At 71.7% G+C, this 12,382-nt stretch carries 9 protein-coding genes; all 9 read left to right on the top strand.

Annotated features, from left to right (window positions below):
• The first annotated feature begins 24 nt into the window (after positions 1-24).
• The 9 genes from rsmI (at position 25) to AADR41_RS25990 (ending at position 12,157) form a co-directional block, all read left to right on the top strand.
• Complete coding sequence (rsmI, locus tag AADR41_RS26030) at positions 25-921, top strand: 16S rRNA (cytidine(1402)-2'-O)-methyltransferase (protein ID WP_342283829.1); 897 nt, start codon at positions 25-27, stop codon at positions 919-921.
• Between the two features lie 171 nt (positions 922-1,092).
• Positions 1,093-1,461 carry a hypothetical protein gene (locus AADR41_RS26025; RefSeq protein WP_342283828.1) on the top strand — a complete coding sequence of 123 codons (369 nt, stop codon included), beginning with the start codon at positions 1,093-1,095 and terminating at the stop codon, positions 1,459-1,461.
• Between the two features lie 121 nt (positions 1,462-1,582).
• A complete protein-coding gene (locus tag AADR41_RS26020; RefSeq protein WP_342283827.1) occupies positions 1,583-2,449 on the top strand; it encodes a TatD family hydrolase in 867 nt (288 codons plus the stop codon).
• A gap of 30 nt (positions 2,450-2,479) precedes the next feature.
• A complete protein-coding gene (rsmA, locus tag AADR41_RS26015; protein WP_342283826.1) occupies positions 2,480-3,379 on the top strand; it encodes a 16S rRNA (adenine(1518)-N(6)/adenine(1519)-N(6))-dimethyltransferase RsmA in 900 nt (299 codons plus the stop codon).
• Positions 3,376-4,269, top strand: coding sequence for a 4-(cytidine 5'-diphospho)-2-C-methyl-D-erythritol kinase (locus AADR41_RS26010; protein WP_342283825.1), 894 nt, complete (start codon positions 3,376-3,378; stop codon positions 4,267-4,269). Before rsmA ends, AADR41_RS26010 begins: the two co-directional genes overlap by 4 nt.
• A gap of 245 nt (positions 4,270-4,514) precedes the next feature.
• Positions 4,515-6,332, top strand: coding sequence for an ABC-F family ATP-binding cassette domain-containing protein (locus tag AADR41_RS26005; protein WP_342283824.1), 1,818 nt, complete (start codon positions 4,515-4,517; stop codon positions 6,330-6,332).
• Positions 6,333-6,440: 108 nt separating this feature from the next.
• Positions 6,441-8,102 (top strand): outer membrane protein assembly factor BamB family protein, encoded by a 1,662-nt coding sequence (locus tag AADR41_RS26000; RefSeq protein ID WP_342283823.1) that lies wholly within the window; start codon positions 6,441-6,443, stop codon positions 8,100-8,102.
• Positions 8,103-8,286: 184 nt separating this feature from the next.
• Positions 8,287-10,071: an outer membrane protein assembly factor BamB family protein gene (locus AADR41_RS25995; RefSeq protein ID WP_342283822.1), complete on the top strand. Its 1,785-nt coding sequence runs from the start codon at positions 8,287-8,289 to the stop codon at positions 10,069-10,071.
• Positions 10,072-10,318: 247 nt separating this feature from the next.
• The gene (locus AADR41_RS25990; protein WP_342283821.1) at positions 10,319-12,157 is read left to right on the top strand and encodes an outer membrane protein assembly factor BamB family protein; all 1,839 of its coding nucleotides are present in this window, start codon (positions 10,319-10,321) and stop codon (positions 12,155-12,157) included.
• The last annotated feature ends 225 nt before the right edge of the window (positions 12,158-12,382 follow it).

The following is a 12,382-nucleotide window of genomic DNA, read 5'->3' as shown; positions in this document are numbered from 1 at the left end:
AGCGCTGTCGCCCGTGCTGGGAGGATGGCTCTTGTGACTGGAACGACTGGAACGCTGGTACTCGCAGGAACCCCCATCGGCGATGTGGCGGACGCCCCGCCGCGGCTCGCCGCCGAGCTGGAGACGGCGGACGTCGTCGCCGCCGAGGACACCCGCAGGCTGCGCCGCCTCACCCAGGCGCTCGGCATCCACACCACGGGGCGGGTCGTCTCCTACTTCGAGGGCAACGAGTCGGCCCGTACGCCCGAACTCGTCGAGGCACTGACCGGCGGCGCCCGCGTGCTGCTGGTCACGGACGCCGGGATGCCGTCCGTCTCGGACCCCGGCTACCGGCTGGTGGCCGCCGCCGTAGAGAAGGACATCAAGGTCACCGCGGTGCCCGGCCCGTCCGCCGTGCTCACCGCGCTCGCCCTGTCCGCGCTGCCCGTCGACCGCTTCTGCTTCGAGGGCTTCCTGCCGCGCAAGGCGGGCGAACGGCTCGGCCGGCTCCGGGAGGTCGCCGACGAGCGCCGCACCATGGTCTTCTTCGAGGCCCCGCACCGCCTCGACGACACCCTCGCCGCGATGGCCGAAATCTTCGGTGCCGACCGCCGGGCGGCCGTGTGCCGGGAGCTGACCAAGACCTACGAGGAAGTGAAGCGCGGCCCGCTGGGCGAACTGGCCGTCTGGGCGGCCGAAGGCGTACGCGGCGAGATCACCGTCGTCGTCGAGGGCGCGGCCGACTCCGGACCCGGGGAACTGGACGCCGAGGAGCTGGTACGCAGGGTGCGGGTGCGCGAGGAGGCGGGGGAGCGGCGCAAGGAGGCCATCGCCGCGGTCGCCGCGGACACGGGTCTGCCCAAGCGCGAAGTGTTCGACGCGGTCGTCGCGGCAAAGAATGCGGAGCGGGCCGCCCCCGGGAAGGGCAAAGGACTATCGTGAAAAGCAAAGCGAGAGCCGCGCACCGGGCTTTTCTGCCACGAGATGGCCAAAAGCGCTCCAACAGTCGGCAGGGCCCGATGCGCTCCTGCCGGTAAGGGCGTCCACTGGTCAGGGACGCATTCTCCGGACCGTTTGTCCGGAGTGCCTGTCCGGCGGACAAAGGGAGCGGGCATGAGTGAGATCGCAGAAACCACCGCGCACGAGGCGTACGCATTCGCCTGCATGAGGTGTGGACACGGCTGGGAACAGGCCTTCGAGATAGAGCACCACGTCGACGGCTCCAACAACGCATTCGTCATCTACAAGGCGGACGGGGAGCAGGTGCCCTCACCCCTTTCCCGGCCCACTTGCACGAACTGCGGCGGACACGTGGTCCGGATCATGCGGGCCGGCCGGGTCTCGACCGTCCAGCAGCTGCTCCACAACCCCAAGCCGGCGCGGCCGGCGATCCAGGACGGCGAGGCCGTGGCCGCCGCCCCCGCGGGCACCGGACACCACTGGCACCTGTCCGACCTGCTGCACCCGTTCCACCGGAAGTAGTCACCCCCTCCGCCGACGGCCGGCACCCCGTCCGCCGACGGCGGGCACCCCTTCCGCCGGAGGCGGGCACCCGGCTCCCCGCGGGCCGGGCCGACCGGCGGGTCCTCGTACGATCGTCGTCATGAGCCGTACCGAAGCCCCGCCGCTGCCCGAACCCCTCCGGGTACCGGTCGCCGATTCGCACACCCACCTGGACATGCAGGACGCGACCGTCGAGGAGGGCCTCGCGAGGGCCGCCGCGGTCAATGTGACCACCGTGGTCCAGGTGGGATGCGACGTGGCCGGTTCGCGGTGGGCCGCCGAGACCGCCGCCGCGCACCCGAACGTGCACGCGGCGGTCGCCCTGCACCCCAACGAGGCACCGCGCATCGTGCACGGCGACCCCGACGGCCGGTCGCGCCAGGGCGCGCGGGAGGGCGGCGGGCAGGCGGCGCTGCACGAGGCACTCGCGGAGATCGACGCGCTGGCCGCGCTCGACCACGTACGCGGTGTCGGCGAGACCGGACTGGACTACTTCCGTACCGGCCCCGAGGGCATGGCCGCCCAGGAGGAGTCCTTCCGGGCGCACATCGAGATCGCCAAACGGCACGGCAAGGCGCTGGTCATCCACGACCGCGAGGCGCACGCGGACGTCCTGCGGATCCTCGCGGACGCCGGCGCCCCGGAACGCACCGTGTTCCACTGCTACTCCGGCGACGCCGACATGGCCCGGATCTGCGCGGACGCCGGGTACTTCATGTCCTTCGCCGGCAATGTCACCTTCAAGAACGCCCAGCCGCTGCGGGACGCCCTGGCCGTCGCCCCGACGGAACTGGTGCTGGTCGAGACGGACGCCCCGTTCCTGACCCCGGCCCCGTACCGGGGGCGCCCCAACGCGCCCTACCTCGTCCCCGTCACCCTGCGCGCCATGGCGGCGGTGAAGGGCCTGGACGAGGACACCCTCGCGTCGGCCGTCTTCGACAACACCGCCAGGGCCTTCGACTACTGACCGCGGCGGCCGCCGCCGTAGGCTTACCGGGTGAGCACCACTGAGCCCGACGCCCTCCTGGGCCCCGCAGACATCCGCGAGCTGGCCGCCGAGCTGGGCGTACGCCCGACCAAGCAGCGCGGCCAGAACTTCGTCATCGACGCCAATACGGTCCGCCGGATCGTGCGGACGGCGGAGGTCCGGCCGGACGACGTCGTCGTCGAGGTCGGCCCGGGGCTCGGCTCGCTGACCCTGGCGCTGCTGGAGGCGGCGGACCGGGTCGTCGCCGTCGAGATCGACGACGTGCTGGCGGGCGCGCTGCCGGCCACCGTCGCCGCGCGGATGCCGGGGCGGGCCGACCGGTTCGCCCTGGTGCACTCCGACGCGATGCTGGTCCGGGAGCTGCCCGGGCCGGCGCCGACCGCACTGGTCGCGAACCTTCCGTACAACGTCGCCGTGCCGGTCCTGCTGACGATGCTGGAGCGCTTCCCGTCCATCGAGCGCACCCTCGTCATGGTCCAGGCCGAGGTCGCCGACCGGCTGGCCGCACGGCCGGGCAACAAGGTCTACGGCGTGCCGTCGGTGAAGGCCAACTGGTACGCGGACGTCAAGCGGGCCGGCTCCATCGGCCGCAACGTCTTCTGGCCCGCCCCGAACGTCGATTCCGGCCTGGTCTCCCTGGTCCGGCGCACCGAGCCGATCGCGACGAGCGCGAGCCGGACCGAGGTCTTCGCGGTCGTCGACGCCGCCTTCGCCCAGCGCCGCAAGACCCTGCGGGCCGCCCTGGCCGGCTGGGCCGGCTCCGCACCCGCCGCCGAGGCGGCCCTGGTCGCCGCCGGGATCTCCCCGCAGGCCCGCGGTGAGTCGCTGACCGTCGAGGAGTTCGCCGCCATCGCCGAGAACAAGCCCGCCGGGGCTGCCGGGAACGAGCCCGCCGGGAGTGGCGAGTGAGCATCACCGTCCGCGTACCCGCCAAGGTCAACGTCCAGCTCGCGGTCGGCGCCCCGCGCCCCGACGGCTTCCACGACCTGGCCAATGTCTTCCTCGCCGTCGGCCTGTACGACGAGGTCACCGTCACCCCCGCCGACGAACTGCGGATCACCTGCTCCGGCCCGGACGCCGCCCAGGTACCGCTGGACGCGAGCAACCTCGCCGCCCGCGCCGCGATCGCGCTGGCCGAGCGGCACGGCATCGCACCCGATGTGCACATCCACATCGCCAAGGACATCCCCGTCGCCGGAGGCATGGCGGGCGGCAGCGCCGACGGCGCGGCCGCACTGCTGGCCTGCGACGCCCTCTGGTCCACCGGCGCCACCCGGGACGAGCTCCTCGCGATCTGCGCCGAGCTGGGCAGCGACGTCCCGTTCAGCCTGGTCGGCGGCGCCGCCCTCGGCACCGGACGCGGCGAGCGGCTCACCCCGGTCGAGGTCGGCTCCACCTTCCACTGGGTCTTCGCGGTCGCCGACGGCGGGCTCTCCACCCCGGCCGTCTACGGCGAGTTCGACCGGCTGACGGCGAACACCGAAGTCCCCGCCCCCGAGGCCTCCCCGGCGCTCCTGGCCGCCCTGCGCACCGGTGCCCCGGCGGCGCTCGCCGAGGCGCTCTCCAACGACCTCCAGCCCGCCGCACTCTCCCTGCGCCCCTCACTCGCCGACACCCTCGCCGCGGGCACCGCGGCCGGCGCCCTGGCCGCCCTCGTCTCCGGCTCCGGACCGACCACCGCGTTCCTGGTGGCGGACGAGGAGTCGGCCCGGAAGGTCGCCGAGGCCCTGCTCGCCTCCGGCACCTGCCGCAACGCACGGACGGCGGTGTCCCCGGCGCCCGGAGCCACGGTCGTCTGACGGCGCCTGCCGCCACCGGCCGTAGTGACAGCGGCAGGCAGCGACGCGTACCTCGTCCACCACCACGCGATTTTGTGCAGGTCACGGTTCGCCTACTCGTCCTCCCGGCGTGAGCCCGCGCACAGGAAGCTGTACGCACAGGAAAATGCACGTTCGGGGTGCCGGGAGGGCAAGGCACCCGCGAGTCCCCGTCTCCGGGGCCCCGTACCCTGGGAAGTCGATCGATCCCCCGGGGCAGGAGTGAAATGGCCGTCAATCTGGTCAATGTCGAGCAGGTCAGCAAGGTGTACGGCACCCGTGCCCTGCTCGACGGCGTGTCCCTCGGAGTGTCCGAGGGGGACCGGATCGGGGTCGTGGGCCGCAACGGTGACGGCAAGACGACGCTCATCCGGATGCTCGCCAAGCTGGAGGAGGCGGACAGCGGACGTGTCACCCACAACGGCGGGCTGCGGCTCGGTGTCCTGACCCAGCACGATTCGCTCGACCCGCAGGCGACCATCCGCCACGAGGTGATCGGCGACCTCGCCGACCACGAGTGGGCGGGCAGCGCCAAGATCCGCGACGTACTCACCGGACTCTTCGGCGGCCTCGCGCTGCCCGGCTTCGAGCACGGCCTGGACACCGTCATCGCGCCGCTCTCCGGTGGCGAGCGGCGCCGGATCGCGCTGGCCAAGCTGCTCATCGCCGAACAGGACCTGATCGTCCTCGACGAGCCGACCAACCACCTCGACGTCGAGGGCATCTCCTGGCTGGCCGGCCACCTGCGGGCCCGCCGCTCCGCGCTCGTCTGCGTGACCCACGACCGCTGGTTCCTCGACCAGGTCTGCACCCGCATGTGGGACGTCCAGCGCGGCACCGTCCACGAGTACGAGGGCGGCTACAGCGACTACGTCTTCGCGCGGGCCGAGCGGGAGCGAATCGCCGCGACCGAGGAGTCCAAGCGGCAGAACCTGATGCGCAAGGAGCTGGCCTGGCTGCGCCGCGGCGCCCCCGCCCGCACCTCCAAGCCCCGCTACCGCATCGAGGCGGCCAACGAGCTGATCGCCGATGTGCCGCCGCCGCGCGACACCAGCGAGCTGATGAAGTTCGCCAACGCCCGGCTCGGCAAGACCGTCTTCGACCTGGAGGACGTGACCGTCCAGGCGGGCCCCAAGACGCTGCTCACCCACCTCACCTGGCAGCTCGGCCCCGGTGACCGGATCGGTCTGGTCGGGGTCAACGGCGCGGGCAAGACCTCGCTGCTGCGGGCGCTGGCCGAGGCGGCCCGCACCCAGGGCGACGCACAGCCCGCCGCCGGGAAGGTCGTCGTCGGCAAGACCGTCAAGCTGGCCTACCTCTCCCAGGAGGTCCACGAGCTGAACCCGAACCTGCGGGTCCTGGAGGCCGTCCAGCAGGTACGGGACCGGGTCGACCTCGGCAAGGGCCGCGAGATGACCGCGGGCCAGCTCTGCGAGCAGTTCGGCTTCTCGAAGGAGAAGCAGTGGACCCCGGTCGGCGACCTCTCCGGCGGTGAGCGGCGCCGGCTCCAGATCCTGCGCCTGCTGATGGACGAGCCGAACGTCCTCTTCCTCGACGAGCCCACCAACGACCTCGACATCGAGACCCTGACCCAGCTGGAGGACCTCCTCGACGGCTGGCCCGGATCGATGATCGTGATCTCCCACGACCGGTTCTTCATCGAGCGGACCACGGACCGGGTGATGGCGCTGCTCGGCGACCGCACGCTGCGGATGCTGCCGCGCGGGATCGACGAGTACCTGGAGCGCAGGCAGCGGATGGAGGAGGCGGCCACGCCCTCCGCCGCACCCGCGCCGGCCGCCAAGGAGAGCGCCCCGGCCGCGGCGGTCTCCCCGCAGGCCGCCCGTGCAGCGAAGAAGGAGCTCCAGAAGGTCGAGCGGCAGCTCGACAAGATGTCGACGCGGGAGACCACCCTGCACGCGCAGATCGCGGAGCACGCCACGGACTTCGAGAAGGTGGCGAAGCTCGACGCCGAACTGCGCGAACTGGTCGCCGAGCGCGACGAGTTGGAGATGCGCTGGCTGGAACTCGCCGAGGACGCCTGATCGTCACGGTGCGTCAGGTGTGACTGCTGGGGCTGGTGGGGCGGGTGATACAAAGAAACCCTGCCCGGCGCGGAAGCCGGAGAGGTCCGCACGAAGGGGGACGTGCTGATGACGCAGCCGCCCGGCCGGCAACCGCCGCAGGGAGGTTTCGGGGCTCCGTACGAACCGCGGCCCGGCCAGTACGGTCAGCCTCCGCAGGCATATGGGCAGCCTCCGCAGGCGTACGGGCAGCAGATGCCGGGGGGTCACGGCGGGCCCGGATACGGCTATCCGCAGCCCCAGCCGCAGCCGCAGCCCCAGCCCACCGGCGGGACCGGTCCTGGTGGCGGGCGTTTCAAGGGGAAGCCCGCGGTCGTGGTCGCCGTCGGGCTCGCGGTCTGTCTGATCGTGGGCGGCGGTGTCTGGTTCGCCACGAGCGGGGGCGACGGCGAGAAGAAGCCCGTCGCCCAGCACAGCACCGCCGGGCCGCCGAGCCCCCCGCCCCCCACCGGTGACGGCAAGGGGCAGGCGGTCGTGGACCACGAGACCGCCGAGAAGATCAACGCCGGGCGCAAGTCCGGTGAGGCGAAGGTCCTCTGGATCCAGAAGAACGGGGTCGACCTGCCGCGCAACGGCGCCGACGCGTACGGTCCCTGGATTGTCGGCGACACCGTGGTCAAGGCCATGTACCGGACGGTGTCCGGCTATTCGGTCAAGGACGGCGCACGGAAGTGGAGCCTGCGTCTGCCGTCCGACGTCTGCGCCGCCCCCACGCGGTCGACCGCCGACGGCAAGATCGTGATCGGGATCGAGAGCGGCACCGCGAGCGACGCGCCCTGCGAAAGCCTCCAGATGGTCGACCTCACCACCGGCAGGGCGGGCTGGCGCAAGTCGTACGAGCGGCCCGGCGCCTGGGACGGGCTCTCCGATGTGGCGATGGCGATCAACGGAGATGTTGTGACCGTGGGGCGGACCAGCCGGACGGACGCCTTCCGAGTCCGTGACGGCAAGGCGCTGTGGGGCAAACTGCCGGGGAACTGCCAGCCGTTCGGCTTCGCGAGCGGACCGCTGGGGATCGCCGCGGCCAGCTGCCAGACGGCGGCCGACGACCACAAGGAACAACTGGTGCAGCGGATCGACCCGGTCACCGGCAAGGTCCGGTGGACGTACAAGGTCAAGAAGGGCTGGCAGGTCGACCAGTTCTACTCGGTCAGTCCGCTGGTCGTCTCCCTGCGGAAGGGGGAGAAGGGCTGGGCCGTCGCGGTGCTCGACGACGACGGCACGTACCGGTCCCAGCTGTTCGGCGGCGGCGGCGACTACGCGGCGCAGTGCGGTGGCGACGTGCTCACCCGGGGCAAGAACGTCGACAACTGCCTGGGGGTCGCGGCCGACGCGGACACCTTCTACCTGGCCACGAAGCCCGAGTTCGTCGGCTCCGACATGACCAACGCGGTCGTTGCCTTCGATCTGGACACCGGCAAGTCCAAGTGGAAGGTCCCGGCGCCCGCCGGGCAGACCCTGATGCCGATGCGGGTGGAGGGCGGCAGGGCGCTGATCTACATGGGCGCGACCAAGGGCAAGGGCGGCGGCATCATGTCGCTCTCCCCGACGGGCGGCACTCTCCGGCCCCTCCTGCGGCATCCGGCGTCGGGGGCCGAGGTGGAGCGTGGCTTCTCCCTGCCCCGTGTCGGGTACGCGAACGGGCGCTCCCTGCTCATGCACGCCTTCGTCAGCGGGATCAACGACGAGGAGGAGATCGCGATGAAGACCATGGTCTCCTTCGGCGGCTGACCGACCCGGTGGCCGAAAAGACGTGGGTGGTACAAAGAAGCCCCGCTCGACAGCCGTAACACCGCGGGATCCATGCCCGATTCGCTCCTTTCCGGGGAGTCCAGGGGTTTCAGCCCCGTGGCGTTCCGCGGAATCGCGGGGGAGACCGGACCGGGCACCGGACCGCACGAAGGGGGACGTGCTGATGACCCAGCCGCCCGGCCAGCAACCGCCGCAGGGAGGCTTCGGGGCTCCGTACGAACCACAGCCCGGCCAGTACGGGCCACCGGCCCAGCCGCCGACGCCACCGCGGGCCCAGCCGCCGACGCAGCCTTCGGGGCAGGTCGCCGGCCCGTACGGCACGCAGCCGCCCAGTCCGTTCGGGCCGCCGCCGGCCCAGCCGCCCGGCCCCCACGGGCCGCCGCCCGGTCCGTACAACGCGCCCGCGCAGCCCGGGCTTTACGGCGCACCGACGCAGCCCGGCCCGTACGGCGTGCCGGCGTCGCCGGGGTCCGGTGGCCCCGCGGGCAGTGGTGGTGGCGGGTTCTTCCGGGGCAGGCGGGGCGCGGTCGTCGGTGCCGTGCTCGCCGTGGCGCTGCTGGCCGGCGGTGGTGTCTGGCTGGCGACGAGCGGGAGCGACGCGAAGAAGCCCACGGCGAAGACGAGCGCCGACCCCGCGCCGGGCCCCTCCACCGACGAGAAGTCCAAGGGCAAGGAGAAGGACCCGGGACCGGGCGCCCTGCGCGCGGAGGCCGACGGGATCAACGCCAAGCGCAAGGACGGCGAGGCGAAGGTCCAGTGGCTCCAGGAGGGCGGCGTCGACCTGCCCCGCAACGGCGAGAGCGTGTACGGCCCCTGGTTCGTCGGCGGCACCGTCGTCAAGGCGATGTTCCACACCGTGTCCGGCTATTCGGTCACCGACGGCAGCGAGAAGTGGAGCCTGCGCCTGCCGGGCAGGCTGTGCGGGGCCCCCTCGCAGACCACCGCCGACGGCAGGATCGTCTTCGGGGTGCAGACCGGCAGCGGCAGCGCGGCGGAGTGCAACGGCCTCCAGATGGCCGACCTCACGACCGGCAAGGCCGGCTGGTACAAGACCTTCGAGCGGCAGGGCACCTGGGACCTGCTCTCCGACATCGCGATGGCGATCAACGGCGACACCGTGACCGTCGGGCGCAAGACCAGGACGGACGCCTTCCGGGTCAGCGACGGCAAGGTGCTCTTCGGGAAACTGCCGGGCAACTGCCAGCCGTTCGGCTTCGCGAGCGGACCGCTGGGGATCGCCGCGGCCAGCTGCCAGACGGCGGCCGACGACCACAAGGAACAACTGGTGGAACGGATCGACCCGGCCAGCGGGAAGGTCCTGTGGAAGTACGAGGTCAAGAAGGGCTGGGAGGTCTCGCAGTTCTACTCGGTCAGCCCGCTGGTCGTCTCCCTGAAGAAGGGACAGGACTGGGCCATCGTCATGCTCAACGCGGACGGCACCTACCGCTCCCAGCTGGTCGGCGGCACCGAGAACTACCGGGTGGAGTGCGACACCGATCTCATCACCGGCGGCGGGAACCTCGACAACTGCCTCGGGGTGGCAACCGACGACCGGACGGTCTACCTGGCGACCAAGCTCGGCGAGTCCGACACCACCACCCCCAACAAGGTCGTCGCCTTCGACGTGAGCACCGGTCGGGTCAAATGGAAGGCCGACGCCCCGGCCGGGCAGACCATGATGCCGATGCGGGTGGAGGACGGCCGGCTGCTGGTGTTCGTGGAGTCGTCGACGGACCGGGCCGGCGCCATCGCGTCGCTGCCGCCGACCGGTGGCGCACCGCGGCTGCTGCTGCGGCACCCGGTCGCGGGGGTACGGACCGAGCGCTCGCTCTTCCAGCCCCGGGTCGCCTACGTGAACGGCCGCTCCCTCCTGATGAGTACGAGCATCAGCGGGGTCGAGGACGGGGACGAGCAGCGGGCCAAGTCGATGGAGATGTTCGGCAACTGACGGACACCGAGGCGTAACGGAGGCATCACGGGGCGGTTCTCCCTTGGGAACAGGGGGTGGACCGCCCCGGTGCGCGGGGTCTCGCGGGTGGTACAAAGAAGCCCCGCTCGACTGACGTAACACTGCGGGATCCATGCCTGATTCGCTCCTTTCCGGGAAGTTCAGGGGGTTTTCGGCCCCGTTGTGTTCCACGGAATCGCGGGGGAGACCGGACCGGGCACCGGACCGCACGAAGGGGGACGTGCTGATGACCCAGCCGCCCAGCCAGCAACCGCCGCAGGGAGGCTTCGGCGCGCCGCAGGAGCCGCCGCCGGGAAGTCCTCAGCCGCCCCAGGGCCCGCCGCAGACCCCGCCGCAGGCCCCGCCGCCCACCCAGCCGGGCTACGGCTTTCCGCAGGCACCCGGCCAACCGCCGGGCCAGGCACCCGGCTACGGCTACCCGCAGCAGCCGGGCCAGCAGCCGGGTCCGTACGGCCAGCAGCAGCCGGGCCCCTACGCCCAGCAGCCGGGTCCGTACGCCCAGCAGCAGCCCGGCCCCTACGGGCAGCAGCCGGGTCCGTACGGTCAGCAGCAGCAGCCCGGTTACGGCTACCCGCAGCAGCAGTACCCCGGCGCCCCCGCCCCGAGCGGTCCCGGCGGCGGTCCCTCCAAGCGCAAGCCCGCGATCATCATCGGTGCCGCGGCCGCCGCGCTCCTGGTGATCGGCGGCGGCATCTTCGTCGCCACGAGCGGGGGCGACGACGACAAGAAGCCCGTCGCCAAGGAGAGCGGGGACGCGAAGCCGAGCAGTTCGCCCTCCGTCAACGAGGGCAACGGGAACGGCGACGGCGACGGCCGCGAGGGCGACGACGACCTCAACGCCGGGCGCAAGGCCGGCGAGGCGAAGGTCCTCTGGCTCCAGAAGAACGACATCGACCTGCCGCGCAACGGCTCCGACGTGTACGGCCCCTGGGTGGTCGGCGACACGATCGTGAAGGGCATGTACCGCTCGATCTCCGGCTACTCGGTCGCCGACGGCAAGCAGAAGTGGACCCTCAAGCTGCCCGCCGACCTGTGCGCGGCGCCCGCCCAGCCCGCGGCCAACGGCAAGATCGTCATCGGGGTCAAGAACGGCACCACCGACAAGGCGAACTGCGCCGATCTCCAGATGATCGACCTCGCCACGGGCAAGACCGGCTGGAAGAAGTCGATCAAGAAGAACGGCACCTGGGACTTCCTGTCGGACATCTCGCTGGCCATCAGCGGCGACACCGTGACGGTCGGGCGCACCGGGAACTCCAACGCCTACCGGGTCAGTGACGGCAAGGAGCTGTTCGGCAAGCCGTCGGGCATCTGCCAGCCGTTCGCCTTCGCCGGCGGGGCCAAGCTGATCGCCGCCTCCAGCTGCCGCACCGACGACGTCGACAACCCGCAGCACCAGATCCAGCAGCTCGACCCGAACACGGGCAAGGCCATGTGGACCTACCGGCCCAAGCGCGGCTGGGAGATCGACAAGGTCTACTCGGTCAGCCCGCTGGTGGTCTCGCTGAAGAAGGACAAGGAGTGGAGCGTCCTCGCGCTGAAGGAGAACGGTGCGTTCCGCACCGGCATCACCAGCGACAAGGGTGACAAGTTCGCCCCGGACTGCGGCAGCGCCTTCGCCATCTTCGGCAAGTCCCTCGACGGCTGCACCGGGGTCGCCGCCGACGCCAACACCTTCTACATGGCGACCGCGCCGGACTCCAGCGGCAGCGCCCGCACCAACAAGGTCGTCGCGTTCGACCTGAACACCGGCAAGTCCAAGTGGAAGGCGGCCGCCCCGGCCGAGCGCACGGTGAAGCCGCTGCGCATGGAGGGCGGCAATGTGCTGCTCTACGTGGAGACCGCCTACGAGAAGGGCGGCGGCATCGCCACCCTCGCACCGACCGGCGGCACCCCCCGGATGCTGCTGCAGCACCCCGCGTCGACGTCCATGATCGAGCGCGACTTCTACAACATGAAGGTCCTCTACGCGGGCGGCCGTTCGTTCATCGCGAGCGGCCGGGTCAGCGCCAGGAACGACAAGGAAGAGCTGGAGACGAAGACCATGATGGCCTTCGGTAACTGACGGCTCACGAGGCCCCTCGACGGCAGACCGGCCGTCGGAGCCCCACGGCTCATGACCGGCAGCGGTCGGCGCACGACCGACCGCTGCCGGACCCGTCCCACCGACTCCCTTTCCCCCAGAGGTACGTACGCCATGACGCAGCCGCCCCAGCCGCCCAACGATCCGCCCCAGGGCGGATTCGGTGCCCCGCAGGACCCCCCGCCGGGTGGGTTCGGTGCCCCGCAG

Source organism: Streptomyces sp. CLV115 (assembly GCF_038448545.1).
GTDB lineage: Bacteria > Actinomycetota > Actinomycetes > Streptomycetales > Streptomycetaceae > Streptomyces > Streptomyces sanglieri.
This window is presented reverse-complemented; position numbering and strand designations above follow the sequence as displayed.